Below are 20339 nucleotides of genomic sequence, written 5' to 3' on the forward strand. Positions count from 1 at the left end.
AAATAGTGTTTTATTTTGTTTTATAAACACTTATGTTTCCGCTTATCGATTTTAGATTTATTTGGTACGCTCCAGTTATGTTTTCAGAATTAATTTTACCAGATTTTGTAGAAGTAATGATATTAGCGTTTTCTGTAAAAACATTTATATTTCCGCTAAGCGTATTAATTGTTGCATTACCTATAAAAGAATTTAATAGGCAATCACCAGAATCAAGTTCTGCAAAAAGGTTTTTAAACTCTCCATTGATATCTAAAGAGGCTATACGCGATTTTATAACTACATTAAGATGATCAGGTATTTGTAACTTCACTTTTACCACAAATACCTTATGAGCACTTAATTTATCGTTATGGTTTTCTGAAAAAGGCTGTATCTCATCTTCCAGAACAATTCTCTTTCCATATTGTTTTGCTTTGATTAAAATATCATTTTCGTACTCTCCTTCAGATACTCCATTAAATATGACTTTATCTTCAATATTATTAATGATCTCAATCTCAAAGGTATTATGCAAAACAATTTCGACTTCTTCTACTTCAGAGGTATCAAAACTTTTATCAAAAGTAGATTGCGCATGAATAGTAATCGATATAAAAAAAGAAAATAACCACTTCATGCCTCCAAAGTAGTTATTTTCTTAATCAAATATAGGGAAAGCTTTATTGTTTCCTTATAAAAATATCGCCACTAACTGTTTTGAGATCCAGTTCACTTTTAACATCCCCAAAAGATCCAGTTACTTTACTACCCACAATTCTATTTTTACCTTGATCAAAATTCATGTCTTTATCTGAGTAGATCATTCCCGTTACAGTCTCTGCTCTAAGTTTTGATTTTGACACCTTGACATCAATATCTCCACTTACAGTTTTAAGCATAAGATCGCCACTATACTTCTTGATATCAATATTTCCACTAATGATATCTACTTCCAGTTCGCCTTGATATTCTTCTGAAGCTATATCTCCCGAAATACTTTTTATCCTAAACTTAGAGTTTTTAGGAATATATAAGGTATAATTAGCGTCTATATCTAAATTATTACATGGTCCCCAATTGTTCTTACGATTAGAGCCTTTCTCCTCTTTTTTCCATTTGTCAAATAAGTCTCCATAATCCGATTCTATATCCAAAACTGAAGAGGAATTATCAATATTAAGTGTATAATAATCATCAAACTGACCATCATTAATGCTTACTTCGGCTTTTAGATATACTTCATTTTTATCCCATGTTTTGATAGTGATATCATCCGCAAATTTAAATTCTGCTTTAATTCTATCTGCAGATGTAGTGATTTCTTTTTCAATTACTTTTTGTGCATTCACCTGGAATGCTGCTAAGCACAATACGATAAGTTTTATTACATTTTTCATTATTCTGTTGTTGTTTGATTAATTGATGACCTCTTTATTTTTTTCTTAGATAAATATTTCCTGTAGAAGATCTTAGACTAATTTCTACTCCTCCGTTATTTAATTCGGTTTCGATTGTTCTTTTTCCAGCAACAATTTTCATATTGTCATCTTTACTTGGAAATTTGATTTCAAAATCTGTATAAATTTCTCCCATAGCAGTTTTTAACTCCAAATTGGCAGGTGTATTCGATGGAAGACTTACATCTATAGCTCCGGTTGCAGAAATCAATGAAATTGGTGAGCTCTGACTTACTTTATTAAAAACCACATTAATTTCTCCTGTTGCTGTTTTGGCTACAATAGGCCCAGTAACGTCTTTAAAAGTAATGTTACCTACATTTGTGGTAGCTTCAATTTCTGAAGAGAAACCATTAATTTCTATACTCCCAAGGTTACTTTTCTCAATAGTGATATTTACACTTTTAGGAAGGAAAACTTCTAAAGTAGAGCTATGCATGTTTTTCAGGTTTATTAATGTAAGCGTTTCTCCTTCTCTTTTGACATGCACTCCGAATCCTGTATTATCACTTCCGCCTGCGTAAACAGCTTTTAGTCCTCTGGCTTTTTCCGGCATCTTGCGCTCATCACCTACAATGAGAACTTCGTTTTTATCGTGTGACTTTATCTCTACTCCTGATTCTGAACTAATTTTCACCTTCTTTACTCCCTGCAAAGATTGCACATAGTCTTCTTGCGCATTAAGGTTTCCGACTCCTATTAGTAATAATATTGCGATTACTATATTTTTCATGATTATTCGTTTTTGATTGAAATTTTAAATTAAACTTGGCAGACCAATAATTACTTGATCTTTTACATAATTGGGTGTTTCTTCATTACGAAGCAACTTTTCCATAGCAGGTATTGCGCGCTTTTCCTGAATGGTAACTAAAATCTGAATTAATTCAATTTGCATGCCTGGATCTTGTTCCATATCCAGAGCTTTGATTAATGCCTTACGAACCATTTCCTGATCAGAAAATTTTACTAGTGCCTCTGCTGCAGCTAATCGCACATTAATATGATCGTCGTAATACATTTTATCTATTAAAGCTTTAAGAATATCATTCCCTGGTTTTTCAAATTCCTCTGCATAGTTTACTGCCTGTAAACGTTTACTTGCTGATTCATTTTCTATCAGCGAAATGGTCATCGTTTGCTTCATTTCTATTTTTTCTTCTTCTAGAACAGCTATTTCCTTGGAAACAGATTCATTATTTTCCATTTTTCCATAGAAATAAGCCGAAATCACCAAAGCTATTGTGGCAGCTATTTGCAAAGCTGTTTTCCAAGAACCTCTGGGTTTTCTCTCTAATGAAACTACTTTAGTATCATTCAACAATATTTTTTCTTTCTCAAGCATTGCCTTAAAATTTTGCTGAATACTTGCATCAGGAAGTTCTTGCGGATCACTATCTATTCCCTCAAAAACAGTTTGAAGTTCCTGTAAAGCAGAACTACAACTTGCACATTCTTCCAAATGTGTTTTCAGCATCTGATAAGTCTTCTGATCTAAATTATGATCCAGATAATCAATGAGTTGACCTTCTATTTGTTTACAGTTCATAGCTTATATATTTTGGAGATAATGATCTTTTAATTTATTAATTGCACGATGCACCCTTGTTTTCACAGCTCCTTCAGTCGAACCCACAATCTCTGCGATTTCTTGATATTTGATTCCTTGGTATCGATTCATAATAACTAACTCTCTATCACTTGTATTCAATTGTTCTAATGCTTGATGCAACTGTTCTGCAACTTCATCTTTTTCAATAGTACTTATGTCTTCTGTTTTGGTTTTATACTCGACCTCATCCAATCGCTGAGCTGCCGTTTTCTTGCTTTGATAATGATCAGAGAATATATTTCTCGCAATCGTATAAATCCAGGATGAAAACTTTCCTTTTTTATAAGAGGTTCTATATTTGATTGCCTTGTAGAAAACCTCTTGAGTAATATCCTGACTAACATCTCGATCTCGAGTCATCTTTAGTAAAAAATTATAGATCCTAACATGATATCGATCGAATAACACGCTCATCATATCTAAATTTCCGTTAGATACCAGAATCATTAATTCTTCATCATTTAAGTTTTCCAAGATGTTACTCTTTTGATTAGTTTCTATCAGTAATACCTCTATTTTTAAAAAAGGTTACAGACTCATTAGAATTATTTTTTAAATTTTTATTTAGTTTTAAGAAAGATCCTGCTAAAAAAGCGGGATTAGACTGCCTACCCTGCACCTGGTAGGCAGGTTCAACTTACAATTTTGAGAATCTACCTGAGGTAGATTCTCAAAATCGAACTTCACTAATAAAAAAAGTGCTTCCCGATTTGGAAAGCACTTTAAATTTACAATATTTTACAGTTTGTTAGCTCTGCATATTCTTAGCCTCAATACTAAGGGTAGCATGAGGAACCAGCTTTAATCTCTCCGGATTAATTAATTTACCTGTTACACGGCAAATTCCATACGTTTTGTTCTCAATTCGTAGCAAAGCATTCTTAAGGTCACGAACAAATTTCTCTTGCCTAATCGCAAGTTGTGTATTTGCTTCTTTAGACATGGTCTCACTCCCTTCTTCAAAAGCTTTAAATGTTGGAGAGGTATCGTCTGTACCATTATTTCCATCATTTTTATAAGCACTTTGAAGTAATTCTAAGTCCTTTTTTGCTTTTTCTACTTTTTCAAGGATAATTTCCTTGAACATCGCCAAATCAGCGTCACTGTACCTTACTTTTACATCTTCTGCCATATTCTTAATGTTTTTTAATTACCAATTGGGTTGCAATGTCGTCAAACGCAATTTCCGTACCATTTATTATATCTTTTGCAAATTCAATTGTTTCGGTTAACGTTTCATTCTTGATATAGGTCTCATTATTGGTTACAGCCTCCTGAATAGCTTTGTTTTCTTGAAAAACAATTTCTATTTTATCAGTCACCTCAAGCCCACTATCCTTACGGATATTCTGGATTCGATTCACAAGTTCCCTAGCAATCCCTTCTTTTTTCAGCTCTGGAGTAATCGTCACATCTAACGCAACTGTTAGCGGACCTGAATTTGCAACCAACCATCCCTCAATATCCTGAGAACTGATTTCTACATCATCGGTTCCTAATGTAATAATTTTATCATTAATTTCTACATCAAAATTGCCTGTTTGTTCAAGAATTTTAATACTTTCCTGATCAAATCCCTGTATCTTATTGGCAATCAACTTCATATCCTTTCCAAAACGAGGGCCCAAAGCTTTAAAATTTGGTTTAATTTGCTTTACTAATATCCCTGAGGCATCATCAATAAGCTCAATTTCTTTCACATTAACCTCACTTTTAACCAAATTAGCGATATCGTTGATCTCTGCTTTTTCAGCTTCATTCAGTACCGGAATCATAATTCTCTGAAGTGGTTGACGCACTTTGATCTTTTCTTTTTGGCGTAGCGAAAGCACCAATGAAGAGACAGTTTGTGCTTTTTGCATTTTATGCTCTAATGCTTTATCTACAAAAGATTCATTATATTTTGGGAAATGTGCCAAATGCACACTTTCAAAAGCTTCTTTTGATGTTCCTACTATCAAATCTTTATACAAACGATCCATGAAAAATGGCGCAACTGGAGCTCCTAATTTTGCTACAGTAAGCATACACGTATATAAGGTTTGATATGCAGAAATTTTATCTTGTTGATAATCTCCTTTCCAATATCTCCTTCTACTTAATCTTACAAACCAATTGCTTAGGTTTTCCTGTACGAAGTCAGAAATTGCTCTAGTTGCTTTGGTTGGTTCATAATCGTTATAATATTCATCAACATTTTTGATCAATGTATGTAACTCACTCAGAATCCAACGATCTATCTCAGGGCGTTCTGCTAATGGAATATCAGCTTCTGCATAAGAGAAGTTATCTATATTAGCGTAAAGTGTAAAGAATGAATACGTATTATACAGTGTTCCAAAAAACTTACGACGTACCTCAGCAATTCCCTCTAAATCGAATTTCAGGTTATCCCAAGGATTGGCATTACTGATCATATACCACCTTGTAGCATCAGCGCCATAGGTTTTTAATGTTTCAAATGGGTCTGCCGCATTTCCAAGTCTTTTAGACATTTTCTGTCCGTTCTTGTCTAAGACCAATCCATTAGACACAACATTTTTATAAGCTACATCATCAAAGATCATAGTTCCAATAGCATGCAATGTATAGAACCACCCGCGAGTTTGGTCTACACCTTCTGCTATAAAGTCTGCTTTGCGTTCTCCTGATTCTACTTTTTCTTTATTTTCAAAAGGATAATGCCATTGCGCATAAGGCATTGATCCAGAATCAAACCAAACGTCGATCAAATCACTCTCACGTTTCATAGGTTTTCCTGAAGCAGAAACCAAAGTAATCTGATCCACAACATTTTTATGAAGATCTACTTTATCATAGTTTTCCTCACTCATATCACCAACAGTAAAATCAGTAAAAATATCAGCTTCGAGAACTCCAGCTTCAACTGCTTTAGCCATTTCAGCTTTTAATTCTTCTACAGAACCAATAATTAATTCTTCTTTACCATCTTCTGTCCTCCAAATAGGTAATGGAATACCCCAAAAACGTGAACGCGACAGGTTCCAGTCATTAGCGTTAGCAAGCCAATTACCAAATCTTCCTTCTCCTGTTGCTTTTGGTTTCCAATTGATTCCTAAATTAAGTTCGTGCATACGATCCTTAAAATCTGTAACCTTGATAAACCAGGAATCTAACGGATAGTAAAGTACAGGTTTATCAGTACGCCAGCAATTCGGGTAACTATGCACATATTTTTCAACCTTAAAGGCTTTGTTCTCTATTTTTAGCTTTATAGCTATTTCTACATCAACTGATTTCTCAGGAGCCTCACCATCATTATAGTATTCATTCTTAACATATTTACCTGCGAATTCGCCCATATGTTTAGTGAACTTACCCTGTAAATCTACTAATGGAACCAGATTGTCGTCATCATCTTTTACCAACATTGGCGGAACTTCTGGTGTTGCTTGTTTGGCAACCATAGCATCATCTGCCCCAAATGTTGGCGCTGTATGAACAATACCTGTACCGTCTTCTGTGGTTACAAAATCTCCTGTAATAACTCTAAATGCATGCTCAGGATTATCGTGTGGCTGAGCATAATCTATTAATTGCTCATAACGAATTTCGACAAGATCTGCCCCCTTGAATTCTTTAAGAATAAAATAAGGAACTTTTTTGTCTCCTTCTTTGAAGGCTTTTAGTTCATCTTCAGTTTCAGCTTGAATAAACTTCCCTGCAAACTGCTTCCCAACCAAACTCTTAGCCAAAATAACATTAATCGGCTCAAAAGTATATTGATTATATGTTTTGACAACCACATAGTCAATTTTTGGCCCAACCGTCAATGCAGTGTTGGATGGAAGTGTCCAAGGAGTTGTTGTCCAAGCCAAAAAGTAAATATCTTCTGCTATCTCTTTTAAAAATGATGGAAGCGTTTCGGCTTTAGCCTTAAACTGTGCTACTACAGTAGTATCTGTAACGTCTTGATAAGTTCCAGGCTGGTTTAACTCATGAGAACTAAGCCCAGTACCAGCTTTTGGAGAATAAGGCTGAATTGTATATCCTTTATATAACAATCCTTTTTTATAGATCTGTGAAAGCAACCACCACACACTCTCCATATATTTGGATTTATAGGTGATATATGGATCATCCATATCTACCCAATATCCAATCTTTTCAGTAAGATCATTCCAAACATCTGTATAACGCATAACCGCTTTTTTGCAGGCTGCATTGTACTCCTCTACTGTAATTTTTTTACCGATATCCTCTTTAGTAATTCCTAATTCTTTTTCTACTCCAAGTTCTATAGGTAGTCCATGAGTATCCCAGCCGGCCTTACGTTTTACCTGATATCCTTTTTGGGTTTTGTATCGACAAAAAATATCCTTAATTGCACGAGCCATTACGTGGTGAATTCCAGGTAATCCGTTTGCTGAAGGTGGCCCTTCAAAAAACACAAACGGTTCTGCTCCATCACGCTCACTAATACTTTTCTCAAATATGTCATTTTGTTGCCAAAAATCTAGTATTTCGTCAGCTACTTTTGGTAGGTCAAGTCCTTTATATTCAGGAAACTTCGTGCTCATTTGATCGTTCTTTCTGTTAAGTCTGCGAAAATAAGGATTTTCTGGAAAAAAGAGGGTCGAAATTACACCACGATATGAAATAAATGTTATCGATGTATTGTTTTTTTAACACCTCCTTTACTATTTCCTATAAAAGCAAGATGTATTTATGGTATTTTTAGTCTTTTAAAAATCAATTACAATACCAATACTAGGGATAATCTGTCCGGTTTCAGTTTCAATAGCTGTTAAGCTTCTGGGCTGTATAATACTTCCATTAGTATCTCTGTTTAATCCATATTGCGTGGGCTCTGGAGTTTTTTGCCCTAGTACGTTTTGAGCTTCGATAAAAACATCTAATGATAATTTTTTAAAATTCCATTTTTTATCAATACGTAAATCTAGTTGACTGAAAGTGTCTAGTTTTTCTTCTCCCAAACGATCATAGTCCAAAATAACCTCGGGATAATTAGCAAGTGTAGCATCTAGATCAGTAGGTACAAAAGGGGTTTCTCCTGCAAAACGATATCGTGCACTTATTTCCCAATTCTTTTTAAGCTTGTACCCTCCTGTAAACGAAATCAAATGGCGGCTATCCCACACTGATGGCAAATAATTCTCTCTGTCAAAACCAGTAAATTCACTATAAAACCAAGTGTATGCAAAGATGCCATAGAAATTATTAGAAAGCTTTTGCTGAAACTGAAGTTCGGCTCCATAGCTTCTTCCTCTTCCTACTGTAGCTACATCTTCGCTTCCTAATATTTCAAAGTCGGCTCCTTTATTGGCTAAAGAGACTCCGTCTAAAACTGAAACCGGATAATCATCATAACGTTTATAGAAGCCTTCTAAAGAAATACTTGATGAAGGACTAAAATAATGTTGCAGACCAAGAACATAATGATCACTAACCGTATATTCTACATTTTGATTAACCAGAATATTGTTATTATCTCTAAAGCCTAAAATGGTATATGGCGGCAGTTTATAATAACGACCCAAAGAACCATTTAATCTCCAGTTTTCTTTAAACTCATAGGATAAAGATAATCGAGGAGAGAATGTCGAAAGCAAATTATCTTGATCCGTGAAGCTGTCATCGTCCATTCTGAAACCAAATGATAGATCCAACTTATCCTTAAAAAATGATTTAGTCATATTAGCAAACAAACCATATTTAAAAAAATCAATTTTTGTATTGAAAATATTGTTGTCTGTAAGATTTACCGTTTCATTGCTGTAATCAGAATATTGTGTATTAAATCCTGTAATAAGTTTCCAATCACCAAAAAATTTGGTTAATTGATATCTCAATTTAGTTTCTGATTCAGTAGCATTATTACTAAAGATTACTCCTGTCTCATTTTCCGGATCCTCATATCTTGTGAATTCATTATCTAAGGTGTTATTACTCACAGTGGTTTCCATAAATCCTGATCCATCTTTAAAACGGTTTTTCCAGGATAGCCCTATCGCATTTGTACGTTGTTCTATAAAAGGAGCTTGCTCTAATTGCGCTTGTTGTTCTATATCAAAATCATCAGGAGCTTCTACAGAAAAGTCGTCTATTGACCCTAAACCAATAAAACTGATCTCATTATATGCATTAATCTTATGGTTTATTTTATATTGATAATCCCAGTAATTTGGTCTAAAAGGAAGTCCAATCACCTCAAATAAAAATTGAAGATAACTCCGTCTTGCAGATACTAAAAACGTTGTCTTAGCTTCTTCTTTAACACCTTTAAAAAGTGGGCCTTCTAATGTTAGAGCTGCTTCACTTGCACTTACTCTAAAGTTTCCACTAAAATTCCTATTATTACCATTACGTTGGCTAAATTGTAATACTCCCGAGAGTGGATTATCATATTGAGCTCCAAATGCCGAAGTAGACAGAGTAACATTATCAATAAAAGATACATTGATTAACCCAACAGGTCCTCCAGCACTTCCTTGCGTACTAAAATGGTTGATATTTGGTACTTCCATACCATCCAAATAATAGACCGTTTCATTTGGAGCACCACCACGAATGATCAAATCATTACGGAACCCACCAATAGATGGAGAAACCCCGGGAAGCGTCTGTGCAACCTGAACTACATCATTATTACTCCCTGGATATGTTGCAATTTCTACAGCTGATAGCGATTGTGTTGACAACGGAGTCTCTTTAGGTCTGCTTATTTTGTTAGCGTTACTGATCACAACTTCATCCAATGCTTCAGCAGCTTCTTTAAGAACAAAATTATAGGCTGGTGTACCTTTTGATTTTACTATGATGTTAAACTTAGTTTGAGTTTCAAAGCCAACATAACTAACAATTAAGTTATAAGAACCAGGAACAACTTCTTCAATACGGTAATTACCGTCAAAATCTGTTTGCGCTCCTTTTTCAGTCCCCTCAAGGAAAACTGAAGCACCTAAAACAGGTAAACCAGTTTGATCGGTTACATTTCCTGAAATTTCTCCAAATACTTGTGCTGATAGGTTTGAGGCAAACAGCAAAAAAAGTGTAAAAATGATGTTTTTAATATATAACATAGCTATATAGGTTTTCTTGATTTTGTATCTTTCTAAAATATCATTGTTTAATTTTATTTTGCAAAGATTAAACAAAAAAAGTATGTTATAGCAATAATTTATTTTAATTTAGTGTTAAAAAATAGTTTGAATGGAGGTTTATAGCTTAATAAAACAACTAATTGATCTCACAGGAGAGTTTGTAAACGATAGAGTCAATATACATGTTAACCTAAAAACATTTTCAAATTGGCTATCGAAAAGGATGGACGAAACAGTTTCTAATGAAGAGTATGAGATCACTGGTCATAGTATAGAGGCAGAAATAGCAGCTTATATAGGGCGAATGAGCAGGTATTCTAATTCATATATAAAATCTGCAATGGTAAATTTACCATTTGCTACAGATATGGATTTTGCTTTTACTGCCATACTTCATAGATCCGGACCTATTGGCAAAACAGATTTAATCAAAAAAATGGCCTACGAAAAGTCTTCTGGTATGGAGGTCATTAAACGCCTACTAAAAAATGAACTCATCGAACAATTTCCGAACCCCAATGACAAAAGGAGTAAATTATTACGATTGACCAAAAATGGCGAAGAAAATGTGATTGCAGCATATTCAGAAGCAAGCAAAGCAGCAAAAACAGTAAGCGGTTCTTTAACGACTGATGAACAAATAACATTGCTAAAAATTCTAAAAAAACTAGACGAATTTCATCTACCAATCTATTTACAAGAAGAGAAAGACCTGAATGCAATTATAGAAAAGTACTCATTGTAATTGAAAAATTATTCAATAGCAATTTGATTTTAGTATTTTTAAACTATGAAGGAAATTTTAAATATAACTTTAATTCAACCCGATCTTATCTGGGAAAATGCTGCCCAAAACCGAGAAGCTTTTACAGAAAAAATCGACTCCATCATACCAGATATTGACCTTATAGTTTTACCCGAAATGTTCAATACAGGGTTTACCATGAATGCTAAGAAAGTTGCTGAAACTATGAATGGCGAGACTGTACAATGGTTAAAAGATATTTCAAAATCAAAAGATTGTGCTGTGGCAGGAAGTATCATTATTAAAGAAGGTGGTAACTATTATAATCGTTTCCTTTTTATGATGCCAGATGGTAAAATTCATCAGTACGATAAACACCAACTGTTTACTTTAGCTAAAGAACAGGAAGTTTTTACTGCCGGACAAGAAGAAATATTGATCAATTATAAAGGATGGAAAATCAAACCACAAATTTGTTACGATCTTCGATTTCCAGTTTGGGCAAGAAATACTTCTGGATATGATGTCTTGATTTATGTTGCTAGTTGGCCAAAGCCACGTGTCAATGCCTGGGATACATTATTAAAAGCCAGGGCAATTGAAAATATGTGCTACTGCATTGGTGTGAACCGAGTAGGGCTAGATGGTAAAGGTTATGAATATAATGGTCATTCTGCTGTATATGATGTTTTGGGAAATTCAGTTTTAGAAGAAAATCCAATAGAAAAAGAAGCGATTCTTTATGCGACTATTGATAAGTCTCATATTCAAAAAACTAGAGAGAAATTACCGTTTTTAGAAGATCGAGATCAGTTTACTCTACTCTAAAACAAAGGTTTGTTTCAACTCCCAATTAGCTCTGACATCTATTTCCTGAGGATAATATGATACCTTTTCTGGCTGAAGGCCTTTTAAGAAATTACCTGTATCCCATTTTCCATTTTTATTAGTATCAAAAACGACTCTAATAAAATATTTACCTGGATCAAGATTATCAAAAACAAGGGTTTTTTCATCAGTAGCAATTTTTTCTGAAAGCACTTCTCCTTTTTCATTTGTAGCCTGAACGATTAAAGGATACTGCTTTACATTCTGAACAGTCAAAAAGATTTTACCGTAGTCCGCTAATTTTTTGGTTCTGAAGTTATAATTAATAGTATCATTTACATTACCAATAAAATCTTTTACGGCTTCTGGTAACAGTTGCATAGAATATGCATTACTTTCTGTTTTATCGAATACAATTTTAGCTTCGTTATTTTTCTTATCCATTTCTACGGAAAATGGAACATCTACAGTATCTTTATCTGTTAACGAAATCAGCTTTTCATCAACAAGCTCAATTGGCGTATTCGCAGAAAGTATAAATTCTTGATCAAATCCAATACTACCTTTTACATTAGAAGTAATATTTAATGAATCTTTATACTGGTCCTTGAATCTGGCCACAAGAGTATCTTTATAGTTTTTAGAATTAGTGATTTCAAAAATCAAAGAATCAGCTTCAAAAAAAGGCTTAAACCAATATCGAAGTGTATCTTTTTCTTTATCCCGAATAACTTTTGTTTTAAAATCTTCCGGCGCTTTACTAAGTAGTTTAATTCTCATACTATCTGCAGCTCCTTCATACCCAAAAACAAAAGCGTTTTTTGAAACTTGTTTCGGTCTTAAGGCCTTAAAATCTAATTCTTCTTTAAATACATTAATCGTAAAAAGTTTAGCTGTATCTGCAGGAAGTGTAACTATTTCTTCATAGAAACCAATTTTATCTTGCTTTGGCTCATAGGTATAATTCGTAGCCGCATCTTTGAGCGCTATTAATTTATATGTTCCTTCTTTAAGGTTATAAAACTTAAAATCAATACTATCAAGTGTACTGGTAACATATCTTGGAACCGTAGAATATACTAGTGAGTCTTTATAGCTATCATTTACTTCATACAAAACTATAGTGGTAAATGGTTCAGCCTTTTTATCGATAGCATCTGTGATAGTTCCTTTAATACTTAATGAATCGAGAGTTTCTCCTGTAGAAAAAACATATCTAAAAAACGGATAGGGGTTACCTTCATTATTATCCACTACACTTTCACCAAAATTGATACTATATGTAGTATTCTCTAACAAAGTGTCCAGAAATTTAATTTTTACAAATTTATTTGCACTACCTAATGGTGTAATGGTAGGTTTTGGATCCATCGGTGGAGATATGATAATCTGTTTCTGCGGATCTTTTAATTTTATATACTCATCAAAATATATTCGTATTTCATCCTTATCATAACCAGTAGAAAAATTAGGAGGCAAAGCTTTAACAAATACAGGTGGCGTTTCATCCTTATCACCTCCAGTAATGCTTCCCTTTTTTGCACAATTGACTACTAAAATAGTACATAAAGCACCTAATAATAACGTATAAAGTCTTTTGGACATATCGTCGTAAAAATTTTAAGACACAAAGAAACAACTATTTATAACAAACAAAAAACTTAATGAAACTCTATTTATTCGGTTATTGCCATTGTTGCAATACTAACCTTAATACCAGGAATCGATTTTACCACTTCTACACAAGCTTCTATTGTGGAACCAGTGGTAACAATATCATCAACAAGTAAAATATGTTTGTTTATTAACAAAGACTCATGCGCTATACCAAATGTTTCAGAAGTATTTATCCATCTGGTTAGTCTTCCATGTTTAGATTGTTTCTTGTTGTAGGAAATTTTTTTCAATACATAATCAATATATTCTGCATCTAATTTTTTAGCAATTTCTATTCCGAATTTCTCAACTTGATTGTATCCTCTTTCTCGTAATCTTCTCTTGTGTAAAGGCACAGGAATAACAACATCAATACTTTGATAATCAGAGCTATGACTTATTTCTTCACCTAACCATTTACCAAGTTCTTCTCCTATCTTTTCTTGTCCTCGATACTTTAGGTTATGTATTAAATTTTGGACTAAACCATCCTTTTGAAATATAAAAAGTGATGTAGCATTTTCAATTTTGATACGTCCATAAAATACTTTTTCAATCTTTTTAGCGTTTACCTTATGGAAATTACCCAAAGGGAGCTTGTGACGACAAGATGTACACAACAACCTTTCGTTCTTATATAATGGATTATCACAGGCAGCGCAATATATGGGATAAAATAAATAAATTAAGTCTCTCAGCATATTGTTAGGCAAATAAACATTAATTACTATATTTAACCGGATTTAAGAAAAATCTACTATTTAACATAACCATCAAAAAATAGAAATTTATTATGACAACTCAAAACAATAATCTGACCCTTAAAATTCTTATAGGAGTTCTTGGAGCATTATTATTAATTCTGGGGATATTTACTTATAAGTTTTACAATGAAGAAAAGCAGAATAAAGCTATTTTGCAACAAGAAAAAGATCTTATAGAAAGTGAATTAGGAGAGCTAATTACTAAGTATGACAATGCTATTGCTTTAAACGAAGTAATGGATGATCATTTACTTAAGGCTAAAGAACGTATTGTAGTGCTTTTAGATAGTGTAAAAGACAACGATGCTAATCTGGCTTTGATCTCCAGATACAGAAGAGAAGTAGGTAAACTTAAGAGAGAGCGTGAAAAACTATTCAAGCTTGCAGATAGTTTAACTGCTGCAAACACTCAATTAGCAACAGATCTAGATAGTACTTCTGTAGCATTGAATCAAAGAATTATTTTCTCAGATTCATTAAGAACTCAGAATGAAAAATTAGCTGAAATTGTAGAAAGAGGTTCTGCATTGACAGCTGCCAACATCAAAGCTGAAGGTGTTCGTGTTCGTAACAGTGGTAAAATTTCTCCTACATCAAGATCTAGCAGAGCTGAGAAAGTAAGAGTGTGTTTTACACTTTCTCCAAACAAGCTAACTGAAAAAGGTGATAAAGATCTATATGTGCAGGTTATTAATCCTGAAAACAACCTTATTGGAGACAAACTTGCAGTGAACTTTGACCAAGGTGTTCTTACGTATAGTGGTAAAAACAAAGTGTTTTATGAAAATGACGCTTTAGATGTTTGTATCCTTGTTGATACCGCTGAAGGAGAAATTATGAAAGGTAGCTATGAAGTTAACTTATTCTCTGGACCAAGAATGATCTCAAATACGCAGTTTGAATTGAAATAGTCCTTTTTTTCTTAAGGTAACACAAAAAAACCGTCATATTTATGCTAAATATGACGGTTTTTTTGTGTTTCTGTCAGAAACGCACCGCACCCTTTCATTTTATAAATAAATTCATTTTTAATTCACTTAAATTCAATTATTTTTGCGCCATGGCAAAGCAAGAAGATAAATTCAAGAAGGTAATTGCCCATGCTAAAGAGTATGGGTATATTTTTGGCTCTAGTGAAATCTATGATGGATTAAGCGCTGTATATGATTATGGTCAGAATGGAGCCGAGCTTAAAAAAAACATAAGAGAATATTGGTGGAAAAGCATGGTGTATATGCACCAAAATATTGTTGGGCTTGATGCCGCTATATTAATGCATCCAACTACCTGGAAAGCTTCTGGACACGTAGATGCTTTTAATGACCCATTAATTGACAATAAAGATTCTAAGAAAAGATATAGAGCTGATGTATTAATCGAAGATTATGCTGAAAAGCTTAATCAGAAAGCTCAAAAAGAAATTACTAAAGCCAAGAAACGTTTTGGCGACTCCTTCGACGAAGCACAATTTGTTGCTACAAACCCAAGAGTTGTAAAGTATCTTTCTGAAAAAGATGCTGTGCTAAAGCGAATGGGTAAGTCTTTGGAAAACGAAGATCTTGGAGATGTAAAAGCTTTGATCGAAGAATTAGGTATTGCTTGTCCAGAGTCCGGAAGCAAAAATTGGACTGATGTAAAGCAATTCAATCTTATGTTTGGCACTAAGCTAGGTGCTTCTGCAGAAACTGCTTCGGATTTATTTCTAAGACCAGAAACTGCTCAAGGTATTTTTGTAAACTTCTTGAATGTACAGAAAACAGGAAGAATGAAAATTCCTTTTGGTATTGCTCAAACAGGAAAAGCTTTTAGAAATGAAATCGTTGCGCGACAATTCATCTTTAGAATGCGAGAATTCGAACAGATGGAAATGCAGTTTTTTGTTCGTCCGGGAGAAGAAATGAAGTGGTATGAATACTGGAAAGAGACTAGATTGAACTGGCATTTATCTTTGGGGCTTGGAAAAGAAAACTATCGTTTTCACGATCACGATAAGTTAGCTCATTATGCTAATGCTGCCGCTGATATAGAATTCAATTTTCCATTTGGATTTAAAGAATTAGAAGGAATTCATTCCAGAACTGATTTTGATTTAAAAGCCCACGAAGAATTTTCGGGTAAAAAGTTACAATTCTTCGATCCTGAGATGAAGGAAAGTTATGTTCCTTATGTCGTAGAAACTTCTGTAGGTTTAGACAGAATGTTCCTGGCGGTATTTGCTACGGCATTACAGGATGAAGCATTAGAAGATGGAACGAGTAGAGTGGTTCTTAAACTTCCTGCGGTTGTAGCACCTGTAAAAGCCGCTATACTTCCGTTAGTCAAAAAAGATGGGTTACCGGAAATTGCACAAAAAATTGTAGATGACCTTAAATGGAAATTTAATGTGATCTATGATGAAAAAGACGCTATCGGACGTAGATACAGAAGACAGGATGCTAATGGAACTCCATTTTGTATAACTATTGATCACGATACTATAAATGATCAAACCGTTACGATAAGAGATAGAGATACAATGGAACAAAAGCGTGTTTCAATCTCAGATCTAAAATCTATTATTTCAGAGAAGACCGATGCAGAACACTGGTTGAAATAATTTTTTAAGTGTTAATTATATAGAAAGAGATTCTCTATCAAGTATTTAAAACTAAATACTTGATAGAGAATCTCTTTCTATCGTTTAGCAAACCTATTTTAGTTTCATTATTCAAAAGATTAAATCAGAAAGACCTTCAAAAGGGTTTTCCGGTTTAATTGTAATTAGGTCTTTTTTATACCTATACTCCAAAATATTATAAAAGCATTGTTACTTTTAGTCCAAATTATTTTATTGAAAAACGATCCTTCGATACATTTTTTTCTTTCCATTTTCGATACTCAATATATACAAAGAAGGATCTAAATTATCAAATTGTAGCAGTTCTTTGAAAGAATTAGTAGGATTACTAAACGACTGTTGGTTAATCAAACGACCGCCTAGATCATACAAATGAAAATGTACTGCTTCATTATTTTCTAAGTTTAAGGATACATTAAGTTGACCCTGAGAAGGGTTTGGCCATATCGAAAGGTCAAAATCTTCACTAAATTCATCAACACTTAGTACAGGATTCACCCCGCAAATCTCAATAGAGAAATTCAAAAACTCTCCTCCATCTTGGTCAGGAAAAATGTCTATGATTTCAAGGATCCAATCTCCTAGGGCATTCTGATCTTTTAATATTGATAAAGGCGTTTGTGATTGAACAACACCTGCAATTGCAGGAGGTGTATTACTACAAACCAATGTGCCATCTGCTTGATCATCAAAAGTTACTGCAATGTCATCAGTACCATCGCAGCTTCTATTTAATAAAATTACTTGAGTGCCTTCAGGAGAAGTTAATCTTAGCGCTATATCTTCTGCCCAAGCATGTTGAACATTAACAGTCACATTAACATCATCAATTTCTATAGGTTCTGATACTGTAATAGTAGAAGTTATTATATGGGGATCAGGACCTCCATTATCAGGAATTGTAATATTATTTTCTGTTGAATTATAAGTATTACATCCCAAAGTAGTAAAGCTATTAACAGCAGAAGCTTCTGCAGTATCACACGAATTAGAGGCTGTTACTCTCCAAAAATATTGTGTAGAATCATTTAATGATGCAGCAGTATATGATGTTGCTTGCACATTGCTAGATTCTATTACTGTTGTAAAATCTTGATTTGTAGCAATTTCTATAAAATAATTACTTGCTGTAACATTTGCCTCCCAAGTTAACTCTGTAGTTAATGAGATATTACTCGCCGCATCTTCTGGACTAGAAAGAGTGACTGGACTAAGCATCTCAGGATACACATTAAATGACAGATCTGTTGATTTAACTATAGAACCAGATGTTCCTTGCAACGAAAAATTATAAACTCCAGTCGTAAGATCAGAAATTCCAGAAATTGTTATCGTACCCGTGGTGTTATCCTGGTTGGTAGAGATTGGATTAATAGTAGCTAAAAATGCCCCTGGTAACCCCAAAACAGAAAAAACAGTAGTATCACTAAATCCTGAAAAGCTATTATAAATAAAATTGTAAACTATCTCGTCATTTGGCAAACAAACATCTACAGTCGGATTAGAAACTGTTATATTAAACTCTGTGGTTTCTATCGTAAAGTTTGAACTATTTACTGCATAGAATATGTTATCATTGGCTTCAACCTTGATTCTGGCAGCTGTGGTATTATTAATTATTTGTGGAACAACTACCTCTTGAGACCCATCATTAAGAACACCCGAAGCTAGTGTCAATGAAAATGATTGCCCTCCATCAACAGATAATAAAATATTAACTGTGGGTGTATTAATGACTCCGGAATCTGTTCCTGCTACATCCCAAGTGACAGTTTGAGTAGATGCTACTGGCCAAAACACATTCGTTGTCTGAGAAGTTACCACAAAAGGTCCTGCTGATCCATCTACTGTAACCTTCATTTCATCAAAGTCAGATTGAGGAGTTTGTCCAACTCCTCCTATAACAGAACGATCCCTTACAGTCAATCCAAAATTTAATTCCCTCGCAACAGTAGACACAGTTTCCCAAGAAGTGTTTTCCAAAGTTTCCACAGGATTGGATTCAGTTAGTTGTCCCGTTAAAACTCTTTCTAAAATAGGCATATATCTATTAGGACTGGTACTAGGAGGTCTGGATCTCCAAACAGCTCCTGTTGTTTTAGTTGAGGTAAAATTAGTATTAGTCGTTACACCATCATCTATCTGTTCCCAAGTATACGTAAGGATATCCCCATTATCAGTATCTGTTGCAGATCCTTTTAAGATAAATGGAGTTCCATTTGGAATGATGTAGTCAGGACCGGCGTTAGCGATTGGAGGATTATTACTTATTGGGGTAGTAACAGCACAATTACCTGGTACACTCACTGCATTTAATATTTGATCAATACTTGCATAATGAAAATAAGGATCACTATGATCTTGCACGTCATTTCTACCTGTTATACCGGCGTATCCCATAATTGTCGTTCCACTTCCAGGCTCCATATTTACCCCTGCACCTTCTGATTGAAATGACCACGTATGATTAGCACCCATTTGATGACCAATTTCATGAGGTACAAAGTCAATATCAAAAAAATCTGACATGTAAGGACCTCCATCATTATCCAAAAATGTATGTGCAGAAAAAGCACTTCCTTTGGCAATACCATTACCATCAACAGTGTCATCACATATATTTCCTGGAGCCGCACCATTACTCTGGTTCGGATCATATGCAAACAAATGACCTAAATCAAAATCAGGCAGCCCTACAGTATTTACTAAATTAGTGTGAATGTCTGCAAAAAGGGTTGGAGCTTCAATATTATATGGATCTGTTTCGGAATAAATTAAATCTAAAGCAGGATCATCGGCAGTATCTACCAAAACAAATGTTATTGCCATATCAACTTCAAAAACTTCATTTACCCTATTTAATGTAGATACTACTTGTGCTAAAGCATCAACTCTCGCATCTCCATTACTAGCATCTCCATCATCCCAAAAAGCAGTGTATTCATTTGTTGTAGTTATAGCAATTCTAAATGTTCTTAAAATCTGATCATTCGCATCTTTGCTGGTTACTAAAGCATCAGTATTTTTATTGTTTTTTAAATTTTTTGTTAAACATCTGAAATTATCGGTTGAATCATTTTTTGCTGATTTACTATATATTAAATATCTTTTTTTCGACTTTTTGGTTATAGGCTGGATAAATATAGTTTCTCTTCCTGGTTCAGAAATCATTGCCTTTAATCCCTGAGGCGTCACACTAAACCTAACCCGAGTTCCTGAGTTATCAGTTCTGAACCCTATATATGTTTTTATGTTTGGATGTTGATATGTGTTATCGGTTGATGAAAAAATCGAAGTTTCTACTACATTATATTCAGATATTTTTCCCTGAGAATCAGGAAAAGAAATCAAAACATTAGATTTCCTTGTAGAGACACTCCTTAATGGAGCTTGCTGTAATTTTTGATTCATTTTTTCAAAATCAAGATCAAAAACTTTAAAATAGTTATTGTTCATTTTTTTGAATAACTCACTCATTTTCTTATTACTCTCTTTGGATTCTACCCATATATCATTTTGTGAATATGCACTTGAAAAACTCAAGGTTATCAAAATACTGATAAAAAAAGAGTTGAACTTTGAAGTAATCTTAT

15 protein-coding genes are annotated in these 20339 nt (G+C 33.8%); 4 read left to right on the forward strand and 11 right to left on the reverse strand.

The window, feature by feature from the left end; all coding sequences use genetic code 11:
- Positions 1–10: 10 nt before the first annotated feature.
- The 8 genes from J8M14_RS07775 to J8M14_RS07810 all read right to left on the reverse strand — a co-directional run bounded on the left by J8M14_RS07775 (position 11) and on the right by J8M14_RS07810 (position 10115).
- Complete coding sequence (locus tag J8M14_RS07775) at positions 11–619, reverse strand: hypothetical protein (RefSeq protein ID WP_211074028.1); 609 nt, start codon at positions 617–619, stop codon at positions 11–13.
- Positions 620–662: 43 nt separating this feature from the next.
- Positions 663–1379, reverse strand: a complete 717-nt coding sequence (locus J8M14_RS07780) for a DUF4097 family beta strand repeat-containing protein (RefSeq protein ID WP_211074029.1) — start codon at positions 1377–1379, stop codon at positions 663–665.
- A gap of 34 nt (positions 1380–1413) precedes the next feature.
- Positions 1414–2172, reverse strand: a complete 759-nt coding sequence (locus tag J8M14_RS07785) for a DUF4097 family beta strand repeat-containing protein (RefSeq protein ID WP_211074030.1) — start codon at positions 2170–2172, stop codon at positions 1414–1416.
- Between the two features lie 24 nt (positions 2173–2196).
- Positions 2197–2988, reverse strand: a complete 792-nt coding sequence (locus J8M14_RS07790) for a zf-HC2 domain-containing protein (protein WP_211074273.1) — start codon at positions 2986–2988, stop codon at positions 2197–2199.
- Between the two features lie 3 nt (positions 2989–2991).
- A complete protein-coding gene (locus J8M14_RS07795) occupies positions 2992–3525 on the reverse strand; it encodes an RNA polymerase sigma factor (RefSeq protein ID WP_211074031.1) in 534 nt (177 codons plus the stop codon).
- 274 nt (positions 3526–3799) lie between these two features.
- Positions 3800–4183 (reverse strand): TraR/DksA C4-type zinc finger protein, encoded by a 384-nt coding sequence (locus J8M14_RS07800; protein WP_211074032.1) that lies wholly within the window; start codon positions 4181–4183, stop codon positions 3800–3802.
- A 4-nt stretch (positions 4184–4187) separates the two neighbouring features.
- The gene (gene ileS, locus J8M14_RS07805; protein ID WP_211074033.1) at positions 4188–7592 is read right to left on the reverse strand and encodes an isoleucine--tRNA ligase; all 3405 of its coding nucleotides are present in this window, start codon (positions 7590–7592) and stop codon (positions 4188–4190) included.
- A 165-nt stretch (positions 7593–7757) separates the two neighbouring features.
- On the reverse strand, positions 7758–10115 hold the full coding sequence (locus J8M14_RS07810) for a TonB-dependent receptor (RefSeq protein ID WP_211074034.1): 2358 nt from the start codon (positions 10113–10115) through the stop codon (positions 7758–7760).
- Positions 10116–10245: 130 nt separating this feature from the next.
- Between J8M14_RS07810 and J8M14_RS07815 the strand changes: the two genes are divergently transcribed.
- Together J8M14_RS07815 and J8M14_RS07820 are read left to right on the forward strand one after the other, a co-directional pair.
- Entirely contained in the window at positions 10246–10881 is a 636-nt protein-coding gene (locus J8M14_RS07815; protein ID WP_211074035.1) for a MarR family transcriptional regulator, read from the forward strand.
- A gap of 45 nt (positions 10882–10926) precedes the next feature.
- Entirely contained in the window at positions 10927–11709 is a 783-nt protein-coding gene (locus tag J8M14_RS07820) for an amidohydrolase (RefSeq protein WP_211074036.1), read from the forward strand.
- Here the strand turns inward: J8M14_RS07820 and J8M14_RS07825 are convergent.
- On the reverse strand, positions 11701–13314 hold the full coding sequence (locus J8M14_RS07825) for an Ig-like domain-containing protein (protein WP_211074037.1): 1614 nt from the start codon (positions 13312–13314) through the stop codon (positions 11701–11703). The two genes, J8M14_RS07820 and J8M14_RS07825, sit on opposite strands and share 9 nt — an antisense overlap.
- Before the next feature lie 71 nt (positions 13315–13385).
- Positions 13386–14066, reverse strand: coding sequence for a ComF family protein (locus tag J8M14_RS07830; protein WP_211074038.1), 681 nt, complete (start codon positions 14064–14066; stop codon positions 13386–13388).
- 92 nt (positions 14067–14158) lie between these two features.
- Between J8M14_RS07830 and J8M14_RS07835 the strand changes: the two genes are divergently transcribed.
- Positions 14159–15040: a hypothetical protein gene (locus J8M14_RS07835; protein WP_211074039.1), complete on the forward strand. Its 882-nt coding sequence runs from the start codon at positions 14159–14161 to the stop codon at positions 15038–15040.
- Between the two features lie 149 nt (positions 15041–15189).
- Positions 15190–16725 (forward strand): glycine--tRNA ligase, encoded by a 1536-nt coding sequence (locus J8M14_RS07840; protein ID WP_211074040.1) that lies wholly within the window; start codon positions 15190–15192, stop codon positions 16723–16725.
- A 231-nt stretch (positions 16726–16956) separates the two neighbouring features.
- On the opposite strand, the gene J8M14_RS07845 is transcribed toward J8M14_RS07840, so the two are convergent.
- The gene (locus J8M14_RS07845; RefSeq protein ID WP_211074041.1) at positions 16957–20202 is read right to left on the reverse strand and encodes a reprolysin-like metallopeptidase; all 3246 of its coding nucleotides are present in this window, start codon (positions 20200–20202) and stop codon (positions 16957–16959) included.
- Between the last annotated feature and the right edge of the window lie 137 nt (positions 20203–20339).

The organism is Aquimarina sp. MMG016, assembly GCF_018100805.1.
GTDB lineage: Bacteria > Bacteroidota > Bacteroidia > Flavobacteriales > Flavobacteriaceae > Aquimarina.